The sequence below is a fragment of the Nonomuraea longicatena genome, assembly GCF_039525605.1.
In the GTDB taxonomy this organism is placed as follows: domain Bacteria; phylum Actinomycetota; class Actinomycetes; order Streptosporangiales; family Streptosporangiaceae; genus Nonomuraea; species Nonomuraea longicatena.
Genome location: NZ_BAAAHQ010000046.1, coordinates 130,928 through 156,698 on the forward strand (window position 1 = coordinate 130,928; position 25,771 = coordinate 156,698).

A 25,771-nucleotide genomic window follows, 5' to 3' on the forward strand; every position below is an offset into this window, starting at 1 on the left:
TCGGCACGATCTGTCCGTGTGGTCTGATGGAATCTGGTGCTGTGAGTGGTCAGACCTGGCGGTTGGTACGTCGAGGGAGCAAGGCGGCGGCCGTGCCCCTTGCGCCCCCTGTGCTCGACGAGCACCAGCGTGCCGTGGTCGAGCACGAGGGCGGCCCGCTGCTGGTCCTCGCCGGTCCCGGCACCGGCAAGACGACCACGATCGTCGAGAGCGTGGTCCGGCGCATCCAGCGGCGCGGCCTCGACCCCGAACGGGTGCTGCTGCTCACCTTCAGCCGCAAGGCCGCGGGCGAGTTGCGCGAACGGGTGACCGCGCGGCTGCGCCGTACGACGCGGAGCCCGCTCGCCATGACCTTCCACAGCTACGCCTACGCGCTGCTGCGGCGCGAGGCCGTGGCGGCGGGTGAGGCGCCGCCCCGGCTGCTGAGCGGCCCGGAGCAGCTCCTGGAGGTCAGGCGGCTGCTGCACGGCGAGCTTGAGGACGGCGCCCCCGGCTGGCCGCTCGCGCTGCGCGAGCCGATGAAGACCAGGGGCTTCGCGGAGGAACTGCGCGACTTCCTGTCGCGGGCGAGCGAACGCGGGCTCGACAGCGAGCGCCTCGTCGAACTCGGACGCAGGCACGACCGCCCCGACTGGCGGTCGGCGGGCCGCTTCCTCGACCGCTACCAGGCCCGCTTCGACCTCGACCCCGACCCGATGCTCGACTACGCCGACCTGATCAGGGCCGCCGCCGGGCTCCTGGTCGATCCCGACGTACGGCGCCGCGAGCGCGCCGCCTACGACGCGGTCTTCGTCGACGAGTACCAGGACACCGACCCGGCCCAGGAGTTCCTGCTGCGGCAACTCGCGGGCGACGGGCGCGACCTGGTCGCGGTGGGCGACCCCGACCAGTCCGTCTACGGTTTCCGGGGCGCCGACGTCCACGGGATCCTGGATTTCCCCGAGCGCTTCAGGCGGCTGGACGGCCGCCCCGCGCCCGTGCTCGCGCTGCGTGTGTCCCGCCGCAGCGGCGCCGACCTCCTGGAGGCCGGCCGCCGCGTCGCGAGCCGCCTGCCCGTCGCGCCCCGGCCGACCCTGGGGGCGCCGGAGGGCCACCGCGATCTGGAGCCGCTGCCCGATCTGGAGGCGGGTGAGGTCCGCGTGCTGCTGGCCGACTCGACCAGCCAGGAGGCCGCGATCGTGGCCGACACCCTGCGGCGGGCGCACCTGATCGACGGGGTGCCGTGGCATCGGATGGCGGTGCTCGTCCGCTCGGCCAGGCGCCAGGTGCCGCTGCTGCGGCGGGCGCTGGTGAGCGCGGGCGTGCCGACGATGGTGGCGGGCGACGAGGTGCCGATCGCCCAGGAGCGGGGAGCACGGCCGCTGCTGACGCTGCTGCGGGTGGCGACGGAACCGGACACGCTCGACGAGTCGGTGGCGGAGGAACTGCTGACCGGACCGCTCGGCGGCACCGACATGATCGGCGTCCGCCGCCTGCGCCGCGCCCTCAAGATCGCCGAGAACGAGGCCCTGGCAGGGGGCCGCAGCGACGCCGCCACCCCGGAACCGCACGACGCCGCCACCCCCGATCCGCACGACGCCGCCACCTCCGATCCACAGGACGAGGCCGCCCCGGAACCGGAGGACGAGGCCACCCCGGACATCGACGCGCCGGGCGCGGACCCCGGCGACGAAGCCGAGCCCCCGGCGACCGGCGCCCAGGAGCCAGAAGCGGAGGCCCAGGAGCCGGAGGACGGGCGGGCGCCGGACGACGGGCCGAGGTCGTCCGGGGAGATGCTGGTCGCGGCCCTGCGCGACGCCCGCGAACTGGTACGGATCGAACCGCACATCGCCCTGCCCGCCGAACGCGTGGCCCGCCTGCTCGCCACCGCCCGCGCGGCCGTGGCAGAGGAGGGCACGGCCGAGGACGTCCTGTGGGCCGTGTGGCAGGCCAGCGGCCTGGCCGAGCGCTGGACCGACACCAGCCTCGCGGGCGGCGCCAGAGGCGCCCAGGCCGACCGCGACCTCGACGCGGTGGTGGCCCTGTTCGACCACGCCGCCAGGTTCGTCGACCGGATGCCGAAGGCGGGCCCCGAGGTCTTCCTGGACGACATCGCCGCACAGGAGATCCCCGGCGACACGCTCGCCGAGCGCGCCCCGGACGGCGACGCGGTAAAGGTGCTGACCGCCCACCGCGCCAAGGGCCTGGAGTGGGACGTGGTGGTGGTCGCGGGCGTCCAGGAGGGCGTCTGGCCCGACCTTCGGCTGCGCGGCTCGCTGCTGGGCGTCGAGGACCTGGTCGACCTGGTCGAGGGCAGCGAGCCGAGCCCCGCGTCCCTGGCGTCCAAGCTGCTGGCGGAGGAGCGCAGGCTGTTCTACGTGGCGGTGACGCGCGCGCGGCGGCGCCTGGTCGTGACGGCGGTCGGCGGCGAGGACGCCGACGAGCGCCCGTCACGCTTCCTGTCGGAGCTGATGCCCGGCGCGGTCGAGGACGCCACGGTGGACGACCGGGCCCGCTGGCTGAACATGCCCGCCCTGGTGGCCGACCTGCGCAGCGCGGTGACCGACCCGGCCAAACCGGTGGCGATGCGGCGCGCGGCCGCCCACCAGCTCGCCAGACTGGCGGCGGCCGGGGTGCAGGGCGCGCACCCGAACGAGTGGTACGCGCTGACGACGCTGTCCGACGACCGCCCGCTGGCCTGGCCGGACGACACGGTGCGCATCTCCCCGTCGGCGGTCGAGAGCTTCACCAAGTGCGGCCTGCGCTGGCTGCTGGAGACGGCGGTGGGCGCGGCGGGCACGAGCACGGCACAGGGCCTGGGCAACGTCATCCACGCCCTGGCCGTGCTGGCCGCCACCGACCTGCCCGCTGAAGACCTGCTGCGCCGCCGCCTCGACGGCATCTGGGACGAACTCGACTTCGGCGGCACCTGGTTCAACAGGAAGCAGCGCCAGGTGGCCGAAGCGATGATCGCCAAGTTCCTGCGCTGGCACGAGGACAATCCGCGCGAACTGGTCGCCCTGGAGGAGTCGTTCACGGCGACCGTCGCCGAGGGCGTCGAGATCAAGGGCAGGGTGGACCGGGTGGAACGCGACGCCGACAACCGGGCGGTGATCATCGACCTGAAGACGGGGTCGAGCAAGCCGAAGGCGGGCGAGCTCGACCGCCACCCGCAACTCGGCGTCTACCAGCTCGCCGCGCTGCTCGGCGCGTTCGCCAGGCACGGCATGACCGAGCCCGGCGGGGCGGCGCTGGTGCAGCTCGGCAAGGCGGGTGGCAGGAACGACGCGCTGGAGCAGGCGCAGCCCGCGCTGGCGGACGACCGCGACCCGGGCTGGGCCAAGGACCTGGTCGACACGGTCGCGATCGGCATGTCCGGCCCGTTCTTCCAGGCCAAGGCCAACGACGGCTGCCGCAGTTGCGCCGCGCGGTCGAGCTGCCCGGTCAACGACAGCGGGGGGCAGGTGTGCTGACCCCGGTCGAGCTGGCCGACAAGCTCGGCATCCTGGCCCCGACACCGGAGCAGTCCGACGTGATCGAGGCACCGCTGGAGCCGATGGTGGTCATGGCGGGCGCAGGCTCGGGCAAGAGCGAGACGATGGCCGGGCGGGTGGTGTGGCTGGTCGCCAACGGCCTGGTCAAACCGGCCAACGTGCTCGGGCTCACCTTCACCCGCAAGGCCGCGGCCGAACTCGCGGCGCGGGTGCGCGAACGCCTCGACGGGCTGGCCGAGGCGGGCCTGGTCGATCGGTCGCTGCTGGACGACGAGCCGACGGTCTCCACCTACCACGCCTACGCCTCCCGCCTGGTCACCGACCACGCGCTGCGCGAGGGCCTGGAGCCGACGATGCGCCTGGTCACCCCGGCCGTGTCGTGGCAGCTCGCGGCCCGGGTGGTGGCGCTCTACGACGGGCCGATGGACCGCGTCGAGCTGGGCCCGCCGTCGGTGACGGCCGCCGTGCTCGAACTGGCCGGGGAACTGTCCGAGCATCTGCGCACCGGCGCCGACGTGCGGCGCGTGGGGGAGTGGCTGGACGCGCGCTTCGACCGCCTACCGGGACGGACCACGGCGGCGCAGCTCCGGCCGGTGACCGTACAACGGGCGAGGGAGCAGTTGCTGCCGCTCGTCGCGGCCTACGAGCGGCTGAAGCGCGCGCGCGAGGTCATCGACTACGGCGACCAGATGGCGCTGGCGGCGCGGATCGCGGCGAACCACGCCGAGGTCGGGCGGATCGAGCGCGACCGGTTCACGGTGGTGCTGCTGGATGAGTACCAGGACACCAGCCACGCCCAGTTGGTGCTGCTCCGCAGCCTGTACGGCGGCGGCCACCCGGTGACGGCGGTGGGCGACCCCTGCCAGTCCATCTACGGCTGGCGCGGCGCCTCGGCGGGCAACCTGCGGCGCTTCCCCGAGGACTTCCGCACCGGCGCCGGCGACCACGCCCCGGTGCGCCGGTTGAGCGTGAGCTTCCGCAACGGCGACCGGGTCCTCGACGTGGCGGCCCGGGTGCAGTTGCCGCTGCGCATGGAGGCCCGCGAGGTGCCGGTGCTGGTCCCCGGCGCCAACCGCAAGGACCGGGGCCGGGTCACCTGCGCCTTCCACGAGACGGCCGACGACGAGGCCGAGTGGATCGCCGAGGGCATCGCCCGCCTGCTCGGCCAGGAGAACGCCCCCGACGGCCTGCCGTGGGGAGACAAGGAGCGCAAGAAGACCCTGGCGTTGCAGCCGCAGGACGTGGCGATCCTGGCCCGCAAACGGTCACAGTTCCCCGTGCTGCGCAGGGCGCTGGAGCGGCGCGACATCCCGGTCGAGGTCGTGGGCCTCGGCGGGCTGCTGACGGTGCCCGAGGTGAACGACATCGTGGCGACGCTGCGGGTGCTGTACGACGCGACGGCGGGCGACGCGCTGGCCCGGCTGCTGGCCGGTCCCCGCTGGCGGATCGGCCCCGCCGACCTGCGGGTGCTGGGCGAGTACGCGCGCGAGCTGACCCGCGAGGCCGACGCGGCGGCGGGGCGCCGCGACGACCCGCTCGACCAGGTGGTCGCCGACCTGGCGGACGAGCGCGGCAGCCTGATCGACGCCCTGGACGAACTGCCCGACCGCGAGGAGTGGCTGGAGGCGTTCTCGCCGCTGGCCAGGACCCGTCTGGTGGCGCTCGCGCACGAGCTGCGCAGGCTGCGCGCGCAGGCGGCGCAGCCGCTGCCCGACCTGGTCGCCGAGGTGGAGCGGCGGCTGGGGCTGGACATCGAGGTGGCCGCGCGGGCGGGCACCGTCAGCGCCTTCGCCGCGCGCGCCGACCTCGACGCCTTCCACGACGCGGCCGCGCGCTTCGCGGGCGACGCGGAGGACCCGACGCTGGGCGCGTTCCTCGCCTACCTGGAGGCGGCGGAGAGCGAGGAGTTCGGCCTGGAGGCCGGGCGGGTCGGCGAGAGCAACAGCGTCAAACTGATGACCGTGCACGCCTCGAAGGGCCTGGAGTGGCCGGTCGTGGTCGTGCCGGGCCTCTCGCAACTGCTCAGCGGCAGGGGTACGGTCACCACCGGCAGCATCTTCCCCGCGACCCCGGTGACCAACAGCCGCTGGACCGACAACCCCCGCAAACTCCCCTACCCGCTGCGCGGCGACGCCGCCGACCTGCCGAGGCTCGGCGGGCTGTCGAAGGACGAACTGGCGCTGTTCGACGACGACTGCCGCGAGCGCGATCTGACGGAGGAGCGCAGGCTGGCCTACGTCGCGGTGACCCGCGCCCACTACCACCTGATCGCCTCCGGCTACCGGTGGGGGAGCGCGACGCGGCCGCTCGCGCCCTCGCCGTTCCTGCTGGAGGTCCGCGACACGGCGGACCGGGTGGCCTACTGGGCGCCCGACCTGGAGGAGGGCGCCACGAACCCGCTGCTGTCCGAGCCCGCCGCCGCGACCTGGCCAGTCACGCCGGAGGGCGCCCGCTACGACGCGGTGGAGGACGGCGCCCGCCTGGTCGAGCAGGCGCTGGCGGGCACCCTGCCCCCGGCGGAGGACGAGCCGGTGAAGACGTTCGACGAGGAGCGGATCCGCGCCTGGGAACGCGACACGGACCTGCTGCTGCGCGAGCGCGAGTCGCACCGGCGCGGCGCCGGGCGCACGGTGGAACTGCCGGGCAGGCTGACGGTGTCGTCGCTGGTCACGCTGGCGACCGACGCCAAGGAGCTGGCCCGGCGGATCAGGCGCCCGGTCCCGGTCAGACCGGCGCCGCTGGCCAGGCGCGGCACCTCCTTCCATCGCTGGCTGGAGGGGCGGTGGGACCAGCAGCGGCTGATCGACGACTTCGAGCTGCCCGGTCTCGACGTGGCCGAGGAGGAGGCGGACGTGCGGCTGGCCGAGCTCCAGGAGCGCTTCGAGGAGAGCGAGTGGGCCGAGCGCAAGCCGTACGAGCTGGAGGTGCCGTTCGAGACGATGATCGCCGACCGGGTGGTCAGGGGGCGGATGGACGCGGTCTACCGGCTGCCCGACGGCTCGTTCGAGGTCGTCGACTGGAAGACCGGGGCCAGGCCGGGCGGGAAGGCGGCGGCGGCCGCCGCCGTGCAGCTCGCGGCCTACCGGCTGGCGTGGGCGGATCTGGCGGGCGTGCCGGTGAAGCGGGTGAGCGCGGCCTTCCACTACGTACGCTCCAACGAGACCGTCCGACCGGTGAACCTGCTCGACGCGCGTGGCCTGGTGGCGCTGATCGAGCAGGTGCCCTTCCGGAAGTAGTCGAGGACGACACGGTCGCCTTCCTGGAGATGAGCACCCGGCTGCAGGTCAGGAAGGCCATCTAGAAGACCACGGTGTCCCCACCCGCGCCGAGGTGAGGGGGTTCTCGATCGGGACGTATCCGGCGGCACGGTCGGCCGCGCGGGCCCACCGTACGGACAGGTTGGCCTTGGCGGGCAGGGGCGCGCCCGCCAGCAGGGCGGACAGCGGCAGCGGACGGCCCAGCCGCTCGGCGCAGCCGTCCACGACCTCCCTGGCCGCTGTCCACAGCCGGGCCAGCAGCGTGTCGTCGGCGCCCGCGACGGCGGCCGCGATCTCGGTGAGGTGGTTGACCAGCAGGCAGTAGGAGACCCTGGCCCAGCCGCGTTCGGCGTCGTAGGAGAGCGCTCGGGCGACCTGCTCCGGCACGCCGGTCAGGTCGTGGCGGCCGGTGACCAGCTTGGTGCCCTCCAGGTCGCGGAAGACCGCCTGCGCGGGCAGGCCGTCCGGGCCGAGGCCGACGAGCACGTTCTGCAGGTGCGGCTCCAGGACCACGCCGTACCGGAAGTACAGGTCGAGCACGGGCGGGACCACCGCCGTGACGTACGCGCGCCACCACGCCACCGGGTCCTGCGCGTCGACGCGGCCCGCCGCCAGCGCGCCCGCGAGCACCGGCGTCACCCCCGGCGCCACCACCGACCAGGGGCTGGCCCGCACGATCACCCCGAGCCCCTCCAGCAGCCTGGTGCCCAGCGCGGCCGAGCGGTAGCCGGGTTCGGGCAGCCACGCGCAGCCCAGCCGCTCGAAGATCGGCGTGAGCCTGCGGTTCAGCTCGACCGCCCCGGCCAGCTCGTACCAGGCGTTCTTGCGCACGCAGTTGGTGATGCGGACGTCCAGGCTGAACTTCAGGCACACGCCCGCGTCCGGCGCGTAGACCGTGCGCACCGACGACGTCGGCACCACGGACGGACCCGGCCCGAGATCGATCATCCGCGCGTCGAGCGCCGAGCCGAGCAGGTCGAGCTGCCACGGATGCGCGGGCAGCAGCGCGTACCCCGGCGGCGCCTCGCCCAGCAGGTCGAGCGCGCCCGCCGCGCCCTCCTCCACCAGGCTGGACAGCTCCACGCCGAGCAGTCGCAGCGGGAAGCGCGCGTGCGCCTCCGGCGCGTACCCGAGCCAGTCGCGGCCGCCGCGCGCCTTCGGGCTCGGATGGAACGGGTGCCCGTGCACCAGCGCCTGCTCGGAGGCCAGCCACGGGTCGCCGGGCGGGGTCGCCGTCGCGCGGGCCCGCAGGATCGCCTCCAGCGCCTCCCTGCTGGCCCGCACCTGCCCGGCGAACTCCGCGTTGCCCCGGTCGGCCCCAGTCAGGTCGGCCCCAGTCAGGTCGGACACGGACAGATCGGCCTCAGCCAGCCGGACGAGTTCGTCCGAGGTCAGCGTCTGCCACACGCCGTCCTCCAGGCGCTCAGGGCGCCCCGTGAAGCGCAGCGCCGCCCCGCCGGTCGTCCGGGCCCGCAGCAGCGTCCCCGCGACCCTCAGCAGCACGTACGGCCCCGCCGTCCACACCAGCCCGCGCGGCCCCGCCACCTCACGCACGCAGCACCGCAGCAGCGCGGCCAGCGTCGACTCCTCGGCCTGCGCCGCGTAGGCGCGGGTGTCGAGGACCAGGCTTTCCACGTCACGCTCTCCTCAGGTAGTTGGGCCCGCTGGCGCCGTAGAACTTGTTGACGTCGCGGGCGCCGGTGCGCTCCTTGGCCACGAGCGTCCCCGCCGTGACCATCGACTTGCCGGTCAGCCGGGCCGCGTCGAGCGTCCTGGCCCGCAGCAGCCTGGCCATCGGGTGCTCGCCGTGCTCGTCCAGCGCCTCCGCGAGCGTCGCGCGCAGCAGCCGCGCCGCCCGCTCGTACGGCAGCGCCCCGAACGCCACGGCGGCGGCGGCCAGGTGCAGCGTGATGGTCACGAAGACGTCGGCCAGCGCGTGGGGGTCGTCGGTCAGCATGCGCCCGTCGCCGAACGCGGGCACGGCCACGCCCGCCGCCGCCAGCCGCGCGGGGGAGGCGAGCAGCCCGTCGTTGTCCTTGACCAGCAGCCGCATGCCGTCGGCCGCGAAGACGAGGGCGAGGTTCTGCTGATGGGCCTCCAGGGCGACGCCGTACTCGACGAACAGCCGCACGTTCCACCGCAGCAGGATCCGCAGGTAGCCGGGCAGCACGTCGCCGAAGCGGTCGAGCACGCCGGGCGCCGTCAGCGCCGCCACGGGGACGATCTCACCGGCCGGGAGCCTGCGGATCATCCAGGCGAGGTATTCGTGGCCGGTCTCCGCGTAGGTCTGCTCGTCCGCCACCAGCACGTCGGGGTCGGCCAGTCGTCTCACCAGCAGTTCGGCCAGGGCGCCGTCGCGCAGCGTGCCGGGTCTGATCGAGCGGCGGTTGCGCGTGCCCAGGGTGCTGACCGGCAGGGGGAGCTTGAGGTGGGTGCGGGCGTCGAGTTCGACCGTGCGCATGGACAGCGTGGGCCGTACGAGCGTGTCCGGCCGCTCGACGGCGCGGGTGCCCTCGACCTCCAGCGCCCGCCCGAGCGTGAGCGGGTGGACGGGGAACGGCTCGTCGTGGCCGGGCACCGCCACCCAGCGCAGCGCGAACGTCGGCGCGAACTCCGGCGCGTAGGCCAGCAACTGGTCGGCGGTGAGGCCGATCCTGGCCCGCGCGGTCGGGTAGACGGGGTGCTCCAGCGTGGCGGCCAGCGCCTCGTACGACGTCGGCGCCTGCCTGTCGCGCAGCCCGTCGGTCATGAGCGCGGCGGCGCACTCCTCGGCGAAGGCGGCCACGCCCTCGGCGTCCGCCGGGTCGGCGACGTGGTCGAGCGCGCCGAGCACCTGGGCGAGCCGCAGCCGCTCCTCGGGCGCCACGACGAAGTCCTGGTAGAGGCGGCCGGGCACGAGCCGGACGACCATCCCGTCGGGCAGGCTCATCCGCACCCCGTCGCGGGTCCTGCTGATCTGCCGGGACAGCCCGCCGTAGTCCTCGCGCAGCAGTGCGTTCAGGACGCGCGCGGCCAGCGCGGACTCGCTCATGGCGCGATCACCCACGGGCGCTCGGCCCGGTAGGCGGCGACGGCGGCCTCGACGCCGGCGCGGTCGGGGCCGACCGCCCTGATCACGCCGAGGAAGTCGCGGTTGGTGCGGGTGAGTTCCACGCGCTCGCCGAGCGCGCGCAGCGGCCGGTGCCACAGCGTGACGCCGTCGCGGGAGCGTTCCTCCGCACCGGGCGCGGCGGTGATGGTGCCGGAGCGGTCGGCGACCAGGCTCACGGCCGTGCCGTGCCGGGAGGACGGCGGCGGCTGCGGCACCGGCTCGCCGAGGTGGACGCGCAGGATCCACTCGAACAGCGGCACGCCGAGCACGTCGGCCATGAGAAAGTCGCAGTGGTCGCCGATCACGCGGTAGTTGACCTCGACGATCCGGGGGCCTGCGGGCGTCTCGACGTACTCGGTGTGGCAGGCGCCGAACCCGGCGCCGAGGGCCCGCAGCGCGTTCAGGACGTGCTCGTGCGGCCCGTCCGGCGCCCAGTCCAGGCGCTCCTCGACGAAGTACGGCAGCGGCCCCAGCGTGGTCGCGAACCCGCCGAGCACCCGCACCCGCGAGCCGTCGCCCAGGGTCTCCACCGTGCGCAGCGGCCCTTCGAGGTACTCCTCGACGACGACGGCCGCGCCCGGCCGGTTGCGCCTGACGGCCGCGACGGCGGCGGCCAGGTCGCGCTCGACCAGCATCACGTCCTCGCTGGCGACGCCCTCGCGGGGTTTGACGACCACGGGGTACGGCGGGTCGGCGGGCACGGGGTCGCCCGGTGCGAGCCGTACGGAGCGGACCTCCTCGACCCCGGCCTCGGCGAGGCGGCGGCGCATGAGGTACTTGTTCTTGGCGGACAGGCAGGCCCGCCAGTCCTTGCCCGGCAGGCCGAAGTAGTCGGCGGCGAGCGCGGTCTCCGCCTGGAGGTGGTCGGAGTTGGAGAAGATCGCGTCCGGGCGTCCGAGGTGTGCGATGGTGTCGATGAGCGCGCGCGGGTCGCGCACGTCGCAGCGCACCACGCCGGGCCGCCGGTCACCGTGCCCCCCGTGACCCTCGTGATCAGTGAGAATCGTCACGTCGCAGCCGAGCGCGCGGGCCGAGGGCAGGAACCCGTCGGTCACCGAGTCGGTCGGCTTGAGCGCCGTGAGATAGAGCCGCAACGCAGGTACCCCCTGGCTCAGGTAAGGCTAACCTAACTCGGCGATGATAGTGCCAGGGAGATCGTCTCGTCGCATCGACAGGGTAAATGAGAGTCTTCTCATCTTCGTCTCACAGACCTCTCCTCGGCACCGCATACGGTTGCTGGCATGCCCCGGAGAACCACCCTCGTCGCGGCCGTGGTCGTGGCCGCGTTCGCCGCCCTCGCCATCGTCGTGGTGTCGCAGGTGAACGCGGTCGAGCCGGATCTGGGCGAGGCCATCGTCGTCACACCGTCCGCCAGCCCGTCCGTGCTGTACGACACCCCCACCTCGACGAGCACGCCGACGCGCACCAAGAAAGCCGAGCCCTCCTCCCGGCCGTCGAGCTCTAAGCCCACCAAGGTGCCGTCGGCGACCCCCACCAAGAAGAGACCCAGGGCCGAACAGGTACCACCCCCGCCGCCCCGCAGGGGCGGCGACGACGATGACGATGACGGCGGAGATGACGACTGAGCAGATGACCGGTGAGCAGATGACCCCCGAGCCCGCCGCGTGAGCGCCCGCGCCAGGATCGTGGGCTGGATGCTCGCGGTGGTCGGTCTGGCCCTCGCCCTGTCCACGTTCGCCACGTGGACCGTTCAACTGGCCCGGGTCGAAGAACGCATCATCGGCGAGTTCGAGCACGAGATCGGAGAACTCCGCGCCTACGTCACACAGCGTCCGGGCGCCGACCTCGACACCCTGTTCAAGGGCTACCTCCAGGTCAACGCCGCCGACCGCTGGGAGACCTTCTTCACCCTGCTCGACGGCCAACCCCACCTCAAGGGGTACGGCGAGGCCCCCGCCCCCCTCGATCAGGACGAGGGCCTGGTCCGCCAGGCCGGACTCGCGGCGAAGCCCACGGTCGGTCCCTGGGAGAGCAGGGCAGGGGAGATCCGCTACGTCAGCATGCCGGTGAAGATCGCGAACGACGCCCGCCAGGGGCACTTCGTCATCGGGATCTTCTACGAGCACCACCGCCAGGAGGTCGTGGAGTCCGTGAGAGTCCTCGCGCTCACCTCCCTCGCTGCCCTCGCCCTCGCGGGCGCGGCCGGGTGGTTCGTCGCCGGCCGGGTGCTGGCGCCGGTGCGGATGGTGCGCCAGGCCGCCGAGCGCACCGGCGACTCCAGCGACCTCAGCAGGCGCCTCGACGTGGTCGGCAACGACGACGTGGCGGCGCTGGCCAGGACCTTCAACCACATGCTCGACCGGCTCCAGCGGGCCTTCGCCGTCCAGCGGGAGTTCGTCGACGACGCCGGCCACGAACTGCGCACACCCATCACGGTGATCAGGGGCCACCTGGAGCTGATGGGCGACGACCCCGCCGAGCGCGAGGAGACCATGGCCCTGGTCACCGACGAGCTCAACCGCATGAACCGCATCGTCGACGACCTCCTCACGCTGGCCAAGGCCGAGCAGCCCGGCTTCCTCACCGTCGAGGACGTCGAACTGGCCGACCTCACCGTCAGCGTGATCGCCAAGGCGAGGGCGCTCGGCGAGCGCGACTGGCGGGTGGACGAGGTGGCGGAGGCCCGCATCGTCGCCGACCGCCAGCGGCTCACGCAGGCGCTCATGCAACTACTGGCCAACGCCGTGCGCCACACCCAGCCGGGTGCGCTCGTCGCGGCGGGCTCGGCCGTCGAGGGAGACCGGGTCCGCCTGTGGGTCCGCGACGGCGGCCACGGCGTCCGCGAGGAGGACAGGGAGCGCATCTTCCAGCGCTTCGTCCGCGCGGGCAGCCGCTCCCACCAGGGTGCCGGGCTCGGCCTCGCCATCGTGCGCTCGATCGCCGAGGCGCACGCCGGGCGAGTCTGGGTCGAGGACGGCGCCCGCTTCGTGATCGAACTGCCCTATCGGGAGGTGCCCGAGTGAACCGCATACTCATCGCCGAGGACGAGGCCAGGATCGCCGCCTTCGTGGAGAAGGGGTTGCGCGGCAACGGCTTCGTGACCACGGTCGTGGAGGACGGCGAAGCCGCCTTCGAGTACGCGAGAAGCGGCGAGTTCGACCTGATGGTGCTCGACATCGGGCTGCCGCTGGCCGACGGCTTCACCGTGCTGCGCAGGCTGCGGCAGGCCAGGGTGACGCTGCCGGTGATCATCCTGACCGCCCGCGACAGCGTCGCGGACAAGGTCGCGGGGCTGGAGGGCGGTGCCGACGACTACATCCCCAAGCCGTTCGCCTTCGAGGAACTGCTGGCCAGGGTCCGGTTGCGGCTGCGGGCCGAGCGGGCGCCGGAGGTGACCGTGCTGCGGGTCGGCGACCTGTCGCTCGACCTGCGCAGCCGCCGCGTCCACGTGGACGGCCAGATGATCGAGCTGTCCACGCGCGAGTTCGCGCTCGCCGAGGTGTTCTGCCGCCACCCCGACCAGGTGCTCACCCGCGAGCAACTGCTGAGCCACGTGTGGGGCTTCGACTTCGACCCCGGGTCGAACGTGGTGGACGTGTACGTGCGCTACCTCCGCAAGAAGATCGGGGCAGAGCGCATCGAAACCCTTCGGGGTACCGGATATCGGATGAGAGCCCTTTAACCAGGCGCTAACGGTCGTCCCACTGCTGTTCGGGAGGCTGGTTCCAGAATCGGACACCCCCTGGAGGACGGCAATGGAACTCAAGCGCATCCTGGTCGCCATCGCGATCACTTGCGGAGCCACCGCGACCGGCACGGCCCTCACGGCCGGACCGGCCTCCGCCACCCAGACGACCCAGGCAGCACAGGCGGCCCAGCTCGGGGTCCTCGACGACGATGACGACGACGGCGGGGACGACGACGATGACGACCGCCGCGTGCCGAGGGGCGGCGTCGACACCGAGAAGGGCGGCCTGAAGGTCCGCGACGACGACCGCGCCCCCAGGGGCGGCGTGGACACCGGCAGGGGCGGGGCCGCCCGGGACGACGATGACGACCAGCCCAAGGGCGGCATCGACACGGGCGCGGGCGGCACGGCCCTCATGGGCACCTCGAAGTTCCTGCGCGGACTCGAAGGCCCGACCGGCTCGGACGCCTCCGCCCGTTCGGACGCCTCCACCCGCTCGGGTGGCTCCGACGGCTCTGACGCCTCCGTGACCTCGGACCGCTCCGGGACGTCTGACCGCTCGGGGACTTCGGACCGCTTGGCCGACCAGACCGGTCCCAGCGGCGAGAGCGGCGTCACTTGGACCCGCGCCCGCGCCGAGGTCCGCACCGTGACCGACCTCCTCGCCCAGAGCGCGGCCACCGCCTCCCGGCAGAACACCGACCTGCTGCCCATGGGCCTGGCCGGAGCGGGCGCGGTCGTCCTCGCCGGCGGCGGCCTGCTCATCCTGCGCCGACTCCGCTCGGAGAGCTGAGCCGTGCGCGCCCGCACCGCCGCCGCCCTGTTAACCGTCACGGCGTGCGTGAGCACGCCCCTGGCAGCGGCCCACGCGACCGACCTCATGAGCGACCTGTCCGCCACGACCGTCCTCACAGGCGACCCGGCCGCCTTCACGGGCGACCCCTTCGCTGCGGCGGCGTCCTTCGCCGCTCCCGTCGAGAAGCGCGCCGCCGACCCCGTGCGGTTGCGCATCGCGAAGATCGGACTCAGCACCCGGGTCGTCGGACTCCGCCTCGACCGCAGGGGCAAGCTGATCGCCCCCACGAGCTTCACCCGCGTCGGCTGGAACGTGGCAGGACCGGAGCCGGGCGAACGCGGCCCCGCCGTCATCGCCGGCCACGTCGACTCCAAGACCGGCCCCGCCGTCTTCCACCGCCTGCGGCACCTCTCACCCGGCGACCGGATCCACGTGGACAGAGCCGACGGCAGCACCAGGGCCTTCACCGTCTACCGCGTGGCCCGATACCCCAAGAGCGGTATACCGAACGGCCAGGTGTACGGCCGCACCGAGGGCGCCGAACTCAGGCTCATCACCTGCGGCGGCGTGTTCGACAGGCAGAGGCGCAGCTACCGCGACAACGTGGTGGTCTACGCCCGCTGACCGAGGGCGCCCGGCCGCCGAACCCCCGGCCGGGCGCCCTCCCGCATCCCCTGTCCCACAGGGCGTCGTAGGATGACTGCGTAGCTGGGGGAGGGCGTGTCCTGGTGGAAACACGGGTGGAAGAACATCTCATCGGGCCACTGCTTCTGGCACGGTCCACAGTCGACAGATCGGCGCTCCGGCGCGGCGACGCCGACTGGCTCAAAGAGGTCTGGGCCCGGCCCACGACCAGGGTCCTGGTGATCCACGACGGCCACACCCTCGTCAGGCGACAGGGTGACGACGTGGAGGCCGTGCTCTACACCTCCGACGACGCCCCCGAGGGCGAGCGTTACCTGCTCGGCGTCGAGGACGAGGTCGCCTACTTCGCCGTCGCCGCCCCGCTGCCCGGGATCGACGGCGAGGCCGACGGGCGGGTGACCGTACCCTCGAACCTCGCCGACACCCCAGAGGGCCGTCCGGTGGTCGCGGGCCTGCGGCAGGTCGGCGGGCTGCTCGGCGACCGTGACGCGGGCCTGCTCGTGTACGCCGTCGCCCTGGAGGCGTGGCACGCCACCCACGAGTTCTGCCCCCGCTGCGGGAGCCGCACCGCCGTCGAGGCCGGCGGGCACATCCGCGTGTGCCTGTCCGACGGCTCCCAGCACTTCCCGCGCGTCGACCCGGCCGTCATCATGCTGGTCCGCGACGCCGACGACCGCTGCCTGCTCGCGCGCGGCCCCCAATGGCCCGAGGGGCGGCTGTCGATCCTGGCCGGGTTCGTGGAGCCGGGGGAGTCGCTGGAGCACGCGGTCGTGCGCGAGGTCGCCGAGGAGGTGGGCCTGACGGTCGTCGCCCCCCGCTATCTCGGCAGTCAGCCGTGGCCGTTCCCGCGCAGCCTGATGCTGGGCTTCTTCGCCGAGGCGACCTCCACGCGGCTGTCGGTCGACCACGAGGAGATCGCCGAGGCGCGGTGGTACTCACGCGATGAGCTCTCCCACGCGCTCGCGACGGGAGAGCTCCGGCTGCCGCCGGCGGTCTCGATCGCCCGCAGACTGATCGAGACCTGGTACGGCGGTCCCCTCGAAGGCGACTGGTGAACGTCAGGCGGGCTGCAGCAGCGCCTTGACCTCGCGTGCCGACGGGTTGGTGCGCACGACGTCGCCCTGCGGCGTCTTGATGACCACCGTCGGCACGACCTGGTTACCGTTGTTGACACTCATGACGAACCGCGCGGCCGCCGGGTCGGCCTCGATGTCCACTTCGGCGAACGCGATGCCCTCGCGGGTGAGCTGCGACTTGAGCCTTCTGCATGGGCCGCACCAACTGGTGGTGTAGACCGTGAGCGCCATGGCGGGTCCTTTCGTGACGGTGGCCGGTCGGTCCAACAACGAAGGCCCTGCCCGCCATTCCGTCACCCGATGCGGGAGGCGATCCACGCCTGCACACGCTCGGCCACGCCGGGCAGCCGGTAGAGCGGCGCGCTGTGCTCGCTGCCCGGGTTGGTGAACAGCGTCACGTCGACGCCGACCGGGCCGAGCATGTTCTTCAGCAACTGGCTCTGCACCGGCGGCACGAACTCGTCCTGCGAGTGCATCAGCAGCATGGGCGCGTCGTTGCGGCTGGCGTGCCAGGGCACCTCCATGCTCGCCCACACACGCGAGCACCTGCCCTTGGGCTCGCAGCCGCCCGCCAGCCGGATCGCGGCCTCGCGCAGCCGCCGCTTGTGCGGGGTGGCCTCCGCGCCGGCGCCGTCGGTGTAGGCGCGCAGCGGCGAGATCACCGGGGACAGGCCGACGACGCCCTTCAGGCCCGGCACGCCGTTGCCGTACGTGCCGACGGCCGTGGCGAGGTGGCCGCCCGCGGAGAAGCCCACCAGGACGTAGTTCATCGGGTCGAACGACCAGCGCTCGGCGTGCTTCCTGGCCAGCTTGATCGCGCCGAAGGCGTCGGTGCGCTGCGCCGGCCAGGACGCCTGGCCGGACAGCCGGTAGTTGACGTTGAAGACCGTGTAGCCGAGTTCGGCGTAGGCGCGGGTGATCTCCGTCATGTGCCGCTTGTCGCCCGACGACCACCAGCCGCCGTGGATGAGGAACACGCCCGGGCGCTTGGCGCCGGTGGGGGTCCACCACACGTCCATGTCCTGGTTGGCCCGCGAGCCGTACTTCACCGTCTCGGTCGAGACGTCGGACACGGAGGGCGTGACCGGGGGCACGGGTGAGCCCGGATCCCTGACCTCGGCCGCGACGGCGGCGCCCGGCGTGAGCGCGACAGCGGCGAGCAGCGCGCTCGCGACGACCGCAGTTCGCACGGCCTTCCTTTCCCCCATGCAGTTAGGACGGCCCCATTGTGGGGGAAATGACCAGTCCTTTGCATCTCGTTGGCGATGAGCGGACAGTTCAACCAGTGGCCGCATGTTGCCAGAATGGAGGCCGTCACCGCCACCGGACTGGAAGGATGTACGGGTGAACAGCGTGGATGACGTGCTGGCCGGGCTCGACCCCGAGCAGCGCGCGGTCGCCGAGGCCGTGCGCGGCCCGGTCTGCGTGCTGGCCGGCGCGGGCACGGGCAAGACCAGGGCGATCACCCACCGCATCGCCCACGCCGTACGCACCGGGTACGTCGACTCCGCCAACGTCCTCGCGGTGACGTTCACCACACGGGCGGCGGGTGAACTCCGCCACCGCCTCCAGGCGCTCGGCGCCCCCGGCGTACAGGCCCGCACCTTCCACGCGGCCGCGCTGCGGCAGCTCACCTACTTCTGGCCGAAGGTGATCGGCGGGGCGGCGCCGTCCGTCATCGAGTCGAAGCTGCCGGTGCTGCGTGAGGCCCTGCGCACCACCCGCACCAGCGCCGACGTGCTGCGCGACGTCGCCGGCGAGGTCGAGTGGGCGAAGGTCACGCAGGTGACGCCCGAGGACTACGTGGCCGTCGCCGCCAAGTCCGGCCGCAAGCCGCCCATCCCCGCCGACGAACTCGCCCGCGTCTACGACGCCTACGAGAGCATCCGGCGCGAACGCCACCTCGTCGACTTCGAGACCATCCTCGAACTCACCGCCGCCGTGATGACCGAGCACCACGAGGTGGCGGCGCAGATCCGCAGGCAGTACCGCTACTTCGTGGTCGACGAGTACCAAGACGTCAACCCGCTGCAGAAGCTGCTGCTCGACACCTGGCTGGGCGGGCGCGACGACGTGTGCGTCGTCGGCGACCCCAACCAGACCATCTACTCCTTCACCGGCGCGAGCCCCCGCTACCTCACCGGCTTCTCCGTCGAGCACCCCGGCGCCACCGTCGTCAAGCTCGTGCGCGACTACCGCTCCACCCCCCAGGTCGTCGACCTGGCCAACCTCGTCATCGCCAAGGGCCGCTCGCCCCATCGGCTCGAACTCCTCGCCCAGCGCCCCGACGGCCCGAGGCCCGCCTTCACCGAGTACGACGACGAGCCCGCCGAGGCCGCCGGCACCGCGCGGGCCATCCGCAGGCTGCTCGACAAGGGCGTGCCCACCCGCGAGATCGCGGTGCTGTTCCGCGTCAACTCCCAGTCGGAGGGTTACGAGGACGCGCTGACCAAGGCCGACATCCCCTATCTGGTGCGCGGCGCGGAGCGCTTCTTCCAGCGCCCGGAGGTCCGCCACGCCGTCGTGCTGCTACGCGGTGCCGCGCGGTCCGCATCGGGTGAGCCGCTGGCCTCCGAGGTCCACCACATCCTCGCGGGTGTCGGCCTCACCCCGAAGGCGCCGCCCGGCGGCGGCAAGACGAGGGAGAAGTGGGAGTCGCTGCGCGCGCTCGCCGACCTCGCCGAGGACATGGCCGCGGACGGCGCCGACCTGTCGACGTTCGTCGCCGAACTCGAACGCCGCGCCACCGAGCAGCACGCGCCGCCCGTCGAGGGCGTCACACTGGCCTCCTTCCACTCCGCCAAGGGCCTGGAGTGGGACGCCGTCTTCCTCGTCGGCCTCACCGACGGGATGCTGCCGATCATCCGCGCCGAGACGGACGAGCAGCGCGAGGAGGAGCGGCGGCTGCTGTACGTGGGCATCACGCGGGCGCGCGAGCACCTCACACTGTCGTGGGCGCTGGCCCGCGCCCCCGGCGGACGCAGGGGACGACGGCCGTCGCGGTTCCTGGACGGGCTCACCGGGCGCGTGTCCACGCCGCCGCCGGCGGCGCCTGTGGCACGTGAGCGGCGGCCGGTCGCGGCGCGGGTGGCGTGCCGGGTGTGCGCCAAGACGCTGTCGGCGGCGGCGGAGCAGAAGCTGGGCCGGTGCGCCACGTGCCCGGCCGAGTATGACGAGACGCTGCTGGAGAACCTGCGAACGTGGCGGGCGACGGTGGCCAAGGAGTCCAAGATCCCGCCGTACGTGGTGTTCACGGACGTGACCCTGCAGGCGATCGCGGAGCGGGCACCGAGGAGCGAGCAGGAACTGCTGTCGATCGCGGGCATCGGCCGGGTAAAACTCGAAAAATACGGCGAAGCAGTCCTGAACCTGTGCCGCGAGTCCTGACCCCCTATCCACCCTGATCGCTTTCCATCCTGTGCGCCGTCCTGCCCTGACCACTGTCTGTCTCGTGCGTGCTCGCCCTGACACTCGCCATCTTGTGCGTGCTCGCCCCGCCGCCTGTCCGTCCTGTGCGTCTTTTACCCTGACCGCGCTCTGCCGGGAGCGCCCCCTGTCCGTGCGGGTTGTGCTTTGTGCGCCCCCTGCGCGTGCGGGCTGCGCATTGTGCGCCTTCTGTCCTGTGCGCGTTCGGTCCTGCGGCGCTGGTGCGCCCGCTCCTCGCCCGCGTCCGGTCAGTCACTGTCACGGCAAGCCGTTCCACCGCCACCCGCCGCACTTCGGCCGATGGCCTCCAGGAACACGCTCCTCCTCCCACCCCGCCCCACCGCAACGCCCCCGTGTCTACGGACACCCCCGAACCACCGGAGGTCAAGCTTTCCTGCTGCGCTTTCCTGCTGCGCTTTCCGGCGTGTTGCCAGCCTTCTTGGGTTTCCCGGCGCCGCGCGGCCAGAAGTTGTGCGGTGGTGATCGGCGCCGTGGTGCGGCGGCCAGCGCGGGGCACGGCCGTGGGTAAGAGCGGAGTCGTCACGGTGGGTGGGGGAGCCGGGGAGGAGCGTGTTCCTGGAGGCCATCGGCCGAAGTGCGGCGGGTGGCCGGGTGGGGGCTGGGCCGTAAGGGCTGGGAGGGTTTTTCGCCACCCGCCACCCGCTACCGACCCACCGACCACCCGGCACCGGCACCCGCGATCGCCACCCACCGACCACCCGGCACCGGCCATCGCCGCCAGCACCCGCCACCAACCCGTACCCGCTACCGACCCCCTACCCGTTACCGACCACTCACCGACCTCCGGCCACCGACCTCCGGCCACCCGCCAGCCACCCGCCAGCTACCCGCCCGCCACCCGCACCCGACCAGCCGCAAGCTATCCGCTGCGCCGATCACGACCGCTGCCCCCGTTGCCTTGAGATTCAGCCATCCGCCGCCATGAGCCCCGTTCGGGTCGGCCACTCGCCGGGTGTCGTTCATGCAGGCCACTCGCCGTCCGGGCCGTTCACGGTCGCGAGCAACTTATGGGCACGAGGGCGCTCACTGAGCCAGAGCCACCCACTGCCCGCCAGCCAGCCCAAGCCCCGTCCACGGCGCGACATGAACCGCTCGTCACCAAAACGAGAGCAGATTCACACACCCCGGGTTTATCCACCCTCCCGATCGGCGCCACACTGGTTGACACGGACATTTCGCAAGGGGGACCCGTGAACGAGGCTCTCAAGGAGCTGCTCGACCTCCTCGATCTTGAGCAGATCGAGCTGGACATCTTCCGGGGCCGCAGCCCGGAGGAGCGCATCCAGCGCGTCTTCGGCGGCCAGGTCGCCGCTCAGGCGCTGGTCGCGGCGGGCCGCACGGTCCAGAGCGACCGCAACGTGCACTCCCTGCACGCCTACTTCATCCGTCCGGGCGACCCGACGATCCCCATCGTCTACAACGTCGAGCGCGTCCGCGACGGTCGCTCCTTCACCACTCGCCGCGTCGTCGCCGTCCAGCACGGCAAGGCGATCTTCACGATGTCCGCCTCCTTCCACGTCGCGGAGGAGGGCGTCGAGCACCAGGCCGCCGTCATGCCCGTCACCCCCGACCCCTTGACGCTGCCCACGTTCCAGGAACGCATGAACGAGCTCGTCGGCGCCGACCCCATGTGGCGCGACTGGCTCTCCCGCGAACGTCCGGTCGAGGCGCGCTACGCCTCGCCGCTGACCTTCGAGGCGTCCAAGGACCCGGCGCTGCGCAGCGCCCAGACGAACGTCTGGTTCCGCTACGACGCCGAACTGCCCGACGACCCGCTGCTGCACGTGGTGCTGGCCGCCTACGCCTCCGACTACACGCTCGTGGACACGGTCCTGCTCGCGCACGGACTGTCGTGGGGCAACTCGAACATCATGGGCGCCTCGCTCGACCACGCCATGTGGTTCCACCGCCCGTTCAGGGCCGACGACTGGCTGCTGTACGCGCAGGAGTCCCCGTGGTCGGGAGGCGCACGCGGACTGGCTCGCGGGCAGATGTTCACGGCCTCCGGAGATCTCGTGGTGTCGGTCGTGCAGGAGGCCATGATCCGTGAGCTGAAGTCGTAAAATCCCAGGTAGAAAATATGTTGCCCCTTCCCGGCTTCCCGGTTTAGGGTCATGGTCAAGCGAGTCGGACAGCCCTGTCCGACGAACACACGAACGGAGGTGAGTCCAGGTGATCAGCATGAAGAACATGTCGGCCGCACAGTGGCTCGCTTCCGCACGCCGTGACTCGGTGAGGCTGATCGATGGCCTAGCCGAACTTCGTCAGGAGAAGTCTGTCCGCGGCCGTGAGCGCAGCGCCATCACCCGTGTCGGTGGCGGCCTCGTCAGCAGCGCTCCCGCTTTCAGCGCAGGCGCCCCAGGCGCAATCGCCAGCCCGGCAGGCATCCACCTGCCGATGACCCAGCAGCAGTACACCAAGGGTGGACTGTGCGGTCCGCAACCCTGGAGGGATGCGCCGGTCAGAACCTGACCGGCACTCAGCCCCCAGGCCGCGGATCCACAGACAGGATCCGCGGCCTCTTTGTTTGTCCGCGATCCCTCCAAAACCTCCGAGGTGCCAAGACCGAGATCAACAAGATCGATCAGAAGGAGACGCAGATGGGGGCCAAGACGATCATGGACCTGATCGACGAAGCCAAGATCCCCTGCCGTACCAACCCTGACCTGTGGTTCGCCGAGTCGCCCGAGGACGTCGAGTTCGCGAAGGCGCTCTGCGGTGGCTGCCCGATCCAGAAGACCTGCCTGGACCGCGCGCTTGAGCGCGCGGAGCCGTGGGGCGTCTGGGGCGGCGAACTGATCCTCAGGGGGACCATCGTTCCTCGCAAGCGGCCGCGCGGGCGTCCCCGCAAGCACCCCGTCGCCGCCTAGAACCTCGTATTCCGAAAGGACACCGTTGTTATGGACACCCTGCCCACCAGATCTTTCAGCTCGCCGTATCTGTACCACGATCTGGTCAATGACCGAATACGGACGCTCCACCGAGAGGCGGAGCATCAGCGCGTGGTCAACCGGTTGCTCCGCCTCAAACGGGCTCGCCGCAACGTCCAACGCGCGAACGACCGCCTGCGCACGCTCATCTTGAGCATGTAGCAGCCGCGTCACCGCCCTCAGGCCCCCTCCGCATGGGCCCGCAGCTCCCGCTGCGGGCCTTTGCCCTTTCCTGTCTGCCAACAGGCTGACCTTCGTCGGCCCGCCGAATTCCGCCGACGGGTGCGGCCTCGTCGGCACGCCGGACTCTGCTGATAGACCGAATCTCGTCGGCCTTCCCGGCAGGCCAAGCTGCGGCGCCACGAACTCTGGCGGCCAGGTCGGTCCCCTCGGCCCGCCGAACTCTGCCAGCGGGTGGAGTCCCGTCGGCCGACCCGGCTGCCTTCCCGGCAGCCCAAGCCGTGTCGGCACCGCGAGTTCTGCAGGCGGGTTCGGCCTTGTCGGTGCTCCGAGCTCTGCTGAAAGGCCGGGTCTCGTCGGCAGGCCCAGCTCTGGCGGTGGGCTCGCCGCTGCGAATCGGCTCGACTCCGGCAGCGGGCCCGACGCCGTTACGGCCAGCCCGGCACACCCGCCCCGCCGCCGTGCCCGCCCTCTGTCGAGCGCCGCTCCTGAGGGCCCACGGAGTTCCCGCCGCAACGCCGCCTCCTTGTCCGAAGTCCGTGGCTCCCCTTCCCCCGCGAGGCTTCCTAAACATGCACAGGGTATTGAACTGTGCGTTCCAAAATGTGTTACATTGGCTGCCATGGCACGACCGAGGCAGTTCGACGAGGCGCAGGCCGTGGAGGCCGCGATGCGCGCCTTCTGGAGCACCGGCTACGAAGCCACCTCCACCCAGGACCTGTGTGAGGCGACCGGGCTCGGCCGTAGCAGCATCTACAACACCTTCACCAGCAAGCACGACCTCTTCCGCAAGGCCCTGGTCCACTACATGGACGAGCGGACCGCCTCCATTATCGAGGTCCTCGACGGCCAGGCCCCCGTCCGGGAGAAAGTGCGAGACCTGCTGTGGCGGTCGGTCGGACTCGCCCCCGACGACCCGCACGGGTGCCTGGTCGTCAACACCATGGTCGAACTCGCCCCCCGGGATCCCGAGATCGCCGAACTCCTCGGACGTGACCTCGACCGCCGCCGGACGGCGCTGCGTGACGCCTTCGAAACCGCCCGCCTGGCCGGTGAGATAGCCGCAGACCAAGACCCGAACGCGCTGGCCGCGTTCGTCATCGGCGTCATCAGCGGCATGCGCGTCGCCGAACGCGGCGGTGCCGACCGGGTCACTCTCGAATCCATCGCCACGACGGCCCTGCGCGCGATCTGATCTCCGTGGGTCGTCGTGTGCCTTTGCGTGCCCACATTCTGAACTGATCTATTCAAAACTACCGGAGTACCCCCATGCCATTGGCCATCTTCATCCTGGGCGCGGCCATCTTCGCCCAGGGCACCTCCGAACTCATGCTCGCCGGGCTCCTCACCGAGGTGGCCACGGCTTTCGACGTGTCCGTGCCCCAGGCGGGCCTGCTGATCTCGGCGTTCGCGATCGGCATGCTGGTGGGTGCGCCCATCCTCGCGCTCGCCACCATGCGCTGGCCGCGCCGTACGACACTGTTGATCTTCTTGGCGGTCTTCTCGCTCTCCCATGCGGCAGGCGCGCTGGCCCCGGACTACTGGACCCTGTTCGTCACCCGCGTGATCAGCGCTTTCGTCTACGCCGGCTTCTGGGCCGTCTCCATCGTCACCGTCTTCAGCCTTGTCCCGGTGAACGTCCGGGGCAAAGCCATGAGCATCCTCGCGGGTGGCCTCACCATCGCCACGATCTTCGGACTCCCCCTAGGCGCCCTGATCGGCCAGCAGTTCGGCTGGCGTTCGGTGTTCTGGGTGGTCGCCGTGATGTCCGCCGTCGCCATGATCGGCGTCCTGGCCACCGTCCCCGGCGGCCGCCCCACCACCGAGAAGGCCCCCGACCTGCGCCGCGAACTCCGTGGCATGGCCAACCCCCGCGTCTGGCTGGCCTACTCGATCACCGCGCTGGGCACTGCGGGCCTGTTCGTCAGCTTCAGTTACCTGGAACCCCTCCTCACCCGCACCACGGGACTCGCCACCTCCTGGGTGCCCGCCATCCTCGCCCTGTACGGCGTGGGCGCCGTCGTCGGCATCACCATCGGCGGCCGCACCGCCGACCGCCACCCCGTCCGCACCATGTACATCGGCATGACCGGCCTCATCGTCACCTCCATCGGCCTGGCCCTGCTGGCAGACCACCTGGTACCGACCATCGTGCTCATCTTCCTGCTGGGCGCTTTCGGCTTCGGCCCCAACCCCACCTTCAACTCCTGGGTGTTCACCCTCGCCAAGAACTCACCGACCCTGGCCTCCAGCACGAACGTCTCCGCTTTCAACACCGGTATCACCACCGGCCCCTGGCTCGGCGGCCTGGCCATCGGCGCGGGCTACGGCTACCCCTCGGTCGCCTGGATCGGCGCCCTCCTCGGCGCCCTCTCCCTCCTCGCCATAGCCGCCGCCACCCGCCGTACCAGCGCCGCCCCCGACCTCGCCCCAACCACGGTCTGACCGACTCCCCTCGCCGCAGCCTGCGCACCTGACTCCCGCCCCCTCAACTCCTTGACCCGAAGGCAACCAGGGGCCTTCACTTCACTGACGACTACGCCACCCGATCCCCATGGCGGCCACGCGGCTTTGGCACCGATCCCGACGAAACGGCCTTCACTTCGACGGCAGCCACGCCACCCCTGATCCCGACGGCGGCCAGGCGGCCTTGATCCCGACGGCGGTTAGAGGGCCTTGATCCCGATGACGCCAAGGCGGTCTTGGCGCTGATGGACGCCAAGGCAGCTTTGACGCCGACAGAGGCCAAGGCAGCCGCGGCGCCGACGGGCACCAACAAGGCAGCCTTGGGCCGAGGGGCACCAGGTAGCTTTGACACTGACGGGCACCGAGGCAGCCCTTGGGGCCGACGGGCACCAACGCGGCATTGGCGCCGACAGCAAGACGGTCGTCAATTCGACCACAGCCACGACCGCCTTGGCCCCGACCACAGCCACGACCGCCTTGATCCTGACGTCAGTCACGACCGCCTTGATCCCGACGGCGGGCAGGGCCGCCTCGACCCCGACGTAAGTCATGGCCTCCTTGACCCCGGCAGCAGGCAGGGCGGTCTTGGCCTCGACGGTCGCCATAGGGCCTTCACTTCGACGGCAACCAAGCCGCATTGATGTCGACGGTCGCCAGACGGCATTAACCTCGACGGCAGCCACGCCTGTCCTTGACTTCGCTGACAGTCAGACCACATTGCTTCCACGGCAGACAGGCCGTGGACGTAATCACCGGGCCGC

General features: G+C 72.0%; 20 protein-coding genes. 14 read left to right on the forward strand and 6 right to left on the reverse strand.

Annotated elements, in window-relative coordinates; all coding sequences use genetic code 11:
* Positions 1-26: 26 nt before the first annotated feature.
* Together ABD120_RS34635 and ABD120_RS34640 are read left to right on the forward strand one after the other, a co-directional pair.
* Positions 27-3,452, forward strand: a complete 3,426-nt coding sequence (locus ABD120_RS34635; RefSeq protein WP_343954537.1) for an ATP-dependent helicase — start codon at positions 27-29, stop codon at positions 3,450-3,452.
* Positions 3,446-6,709, forward strand: a complete 3,264-nt coding sequence (locus tag ABD120_RS34640) for an ATP-dependent helicase (protein ID WP_343954538.1) — start codon at positions 3,446-3,448, stop codon at positions 6,707-6,709. The genes ABD120_RS34635 and ABD120_RS34640 overlap by 7 nt, the downstream gene beginning before the upstream one ends.
* 48 nt (positions 6,710-6,757) lie before the next feature.
* Here the strand turns inward: ABD120_RS34640 and ABD120_RS34645 are convergent, their stop codons facing one another.
* The 3 genes from ABD120_RS34645 to ABD120_RS34655 are packed head-to-tail and all read right to left on the reverse strand — an operon-like array spanning position 6,758 to position 10,915.
* Positions 6,758-8,365 carry an IucA/IucC family protein gene (locus ABD120_RS34645; RefSeq protein WP_343954539.1) on the reverse strand — a complete coding sequence of 536 codons (1,608 nt, stop codon included), beginning with the start codon at positions 8,363-8,365 and terminating at the stop codon, positions 6,758-6,760.
* Position 8,366: 1 nt separating this feature from the next.
* Complete coding sequence (locus tag ABD120_RS34650; RefSeq protein WP_343954540.1) at positions 8,367-9,761, reverse strand: IucA/IucC family protein; 1,395 nt, start codon at positions 9,759-9,761, stop codon at positions 8,367-8,369.
* Positions 9,758-10,915: an ATP-grasp domain-containing protein gene (locus ABD120_RS34655; RefSeq protein WP_343954541.1), complete on the reverse strand. Its 1,158-nt coding sequence runs from the start codon at positions 10,913-10,915 to the stop codon at positions 9,758-9,760. The genes ABD120_RS34650 and ABD120_RS34655 overlap by 4 nt, the downstream gene beginning before the upstream one ends.
* Before the next feature lie 147 nt (positions 10,916-11,062).
* Here ABD120_RS34655 and ABD120_RS34660 point away from each other — a divergent pair, with 147 nt between their 5' ends.
* The 6 genes from ABD120_RS34660 (at position 11,063) to nudC (ending at position 15,966) form a co-directional block, all read left to right on the forward strand.
* Entirely contained in the window at positions 11,063-11,407 is a 345-nt protein-coding gene (locus ABD120_RS34660) for a hypothetical protein (protein ID WP_343954543.1), read from the forward strand.
* Between the two features lie 69 nt (positions 11,408-11,476).
* Positions 11,477-12,805 (forward strand): sensor histidine kinase, encoded by a 1,329-nt coding sequence (locus tag ABD120_RS34665; protein ID WP_343954544.1) that lies wholly within the window; start codon positions 11,477-11,479, stop codon positions 12,803-12,805.
* Positions 12,802-13,464 carry a response regulator transcription factor gene (locus ABD120_RS34670; protein WP_343954545.1) on the forward strand — a complete coding sequence of 221 codons (663 nt, stop codon included), beginning with the start codon at positions 12,802-12,804 and terminating at the stop codon, positions 13,462-13,464. The genes ABD120_RS34665 and ABD120_RS34670 overlap by 4 nt, the downstream gene beginning before the upstream one ends.
* Positions 13,465-13,537: 73 nt before the next feature.
* Entirely contained in the window at positions 13,538-14,263 is a 726-nt protein-coding gene (locus tag ABD120_RS34675; protein WP_343954546.1) for a hypothetical protein, read from the forward strand.
* Positions 14,264-14,266: 3 nt separating this feature from the next.
* Positions 14,267-14,890 (forward strand): class F sortase, encoded by a 624-nt coding sequence (locus ABD120_RS34680; protein WP_343954547.1) that lies wholly within the window; start codon positions 14,267-14,269, stop codon positions 14,888-14,890.
* Between the two features lie 116 nt (positions 14,891-15,006).
* Positions 15,007-15,966, forward strand: coding sequence for an NAD(+) diphosphatase (gene nudC / locus ABD120_RS34685; RefSeq protein WP_343954548.1), 960 nt, complete (start codon positions 15,007-15,009; stop codon positions 15,964-15,966).
* A gap of 3 nt (positions 15,967-15,969) precedes the next feature.
* On the opposite strand, the gene ABD120_RS34690 is transcribed toward nudC, so the two are convergent.
* Positions 15,970-16,218, reverse strand: a complete 249-nt coding sequence (locus ABD120_RS34690) for a mycoredoxin (protein WP_343954550.1) — start codon at positions 16,216-16,218, stop codon at positions 15,970-15,972.
* 62 nt (positions 16,219-16,280) lie between these two features.
* On the reverse strand, positions 16,281-17,177 hold the full coding sequence (locus ABD120_RS34695; protein WP_343954551.1) for an alpha/beta hydrolase: 897 nt from the start codon (positions 17,175-17,177) through the stop codon (positions 16,281-16,283).
* Positions 17,178-17,340: 163 nt separating this feature from the next.
* On the opposite strand from ABD120_RS34695, the gene ABD120_RS34700 reads away from it, so the two are divergent.
* The 6 genes from ABD120_RS34700 to ABD120_RS34725 all read left to right on the forward strand — a co-directional run bounded on the left by ABD120_RS34700 (position 17,341) and on the right by ABD120_RS34725 (position 24,989).
* Entirely contained in the window at positions 17,341-19,374 is a 2,034-nt protein-coding gene (locus ABD120_RS34700; RefSeq protein ID WP_343954580.1) for an ATP-dependent DNA helicase UvrD2, read from the forward strand.
* Positions 19,375-20,624: 1,250 nt separating this feature from the next.
* Positions 20,625-21,497: an acyl-CoA thioesterase gene (locus ABD120_RS34705; protein WP_343954552.1), complete on the forward strand. Its 873-nt coding sequence runs from the start codon at positions 20,625-20,627 to the stop codon at positions 21,495-21,497.
* Positions 21,498-21,606: 109 nt separating this feature from the next.
* Positions 21,607-21,906, forward strand: a complete 300-nt coding sequence (locus ABD120_RS34710) for a hypothetical protein (RefSeq protein WP_343954553.1) — start codon at positions 21,607-21,609, stop codon at positions 21,904-21,906.
* Positions 21,907-22,034: 128 nt separating this feature from the next.
* On the forward strand, positions 22,035-22,304 hold the full coding sequence (locus tag ABD120_RS34715; protein ID WP_343954554.1) for a WhiB family transcriptional regulator: 270 nt from the start codon (positions 22,035-22,037) through the stop codon (positions 22,302-22,304).
* 862 nt (positions 22,305-23,166) lie between these two features.
* Positions 23,167-23,739: a TetR/AcrR family transcriptional regulator gene (locus tag ABD120_RS34720; protein ID WP_343954555.1), complete on the forward strand. Its 573-nt coding sequence runs from the start codon at positions 23,167-23,169 to the stop codon at positions 23,737-23,739.
* Positions 23,740-23,813: 74 nt separating this feature from the next.
* Positions 23,814-24,989 carry a Cmx/CmrA family chloramphenicol efflux MFS transporter gene (locus ABD120_RS34725; RefSeq protein ID WP_343954556.1) on the forward strand — a complete coding sequence of 392 codons (1,176 nt, stop codon included), beginning with the start codon at positions 23,814-23,816 and terminating at the stop codon, positions 24,987-24,989.
* 221 nt (positions 24,990-25,210) lie between these two features.
* On the opposite strand, the gene ABD120_RS34730 is transcribed toward ABD120_RS34725, so the two are convergent.
* The gene (locus ABD120_RS34730) at positions 25,211-25,615 is read right to left on the reverse strand and encodes a hypothetical protein (RefSeq protein ID WP_343954557.1); all 405 of its coding nucleotides are present in this window, start codon (positions 25,613-25,615) and stop codon (positions 25,211-25,213) included.
* Between the last annotated feature and the right edge of the window lie 156 nt (positions 25,616-25,771).

What these genes read in the sequence shown, in the direction of transcription:
- ABD120_RS34660 (WP_343954543.1), top strand. Translation starts at nt 11,063, where the DNA reads ATGCCCCGGAGAACCACCCTCGTCGCGGCCGTGGTCGTGGCCGCGTTC.
- ABD120_RS34675 (WP_343954546.1), top strand. Translation starts at nt 13,538, where the DNA reads ATGGAACTCAAGCGCATCCTGGTCGCCATCGCGATCACTTGCGGAGCC.
- ABD120_RS34635 (WP_343954537.1), top strand. Translation starts at nt 27, where the DNA reads ATGGAATCTGGTGCTGTGAGTGGTCAGACCTGGCGGTTGGTACGTCGA.
- ABD120_RS34650 (WP_343954540.1), bottom strand. Translation starts at nt 9,761, where the DNA reads ATGAGCGAGTCCGCGCTGGCCGCGCGCGTCCTGAACGCACTGCTGCGC.
- ABD120_RS34715 (WP_343954554.1), top strand. Translation starts at nt 22,035, where the DNA reads ATGGGGGCCAAGACGATCATGGACCTGATCGACGAAGCCAAGATCCCC.
- ABD120_RS34730 (WP_343954557.1), bottom strand. Translation starts at nt 25,615, where the DNA reads ATGGCGACCGTCGAGGCCAAGACCGCCCTGCCTGCTGCCGGGGTCAAG.
- ABD120_RS34720 (WP_343954555.1), top strand. Translation starts at nt 23,167, where the DNA reads ATGGCACGACCGAGGCAGTTCGACGAGGCGCAGGCCGTGGAGGCCGCG.
- ABD120_RS34665 (WP_343954544.1), top strand. Translation starts at nt 11,477, where the DNA reads ATGCTCGCGGTGGTCGGTCTGGCCCTCGCCCTGTCCACGTTCGCCACG.
- ABD120_RS34690 (WP_343954550.1), bottom strand. Translation starts at nt 16,218, where the DNA reads ATGGCGCTCACGGTCTACACCACCAGTTGGTGCGGCCCATGCAGAAGG.
- ABD120_RS34725 (WP_343954556.1), top strand. Translation starts at nt 23,814, where the DNA reads ATGCCATTGGCCATCTTCATCCTGGGCGCGGCCATCTTCGCCCAGGGC.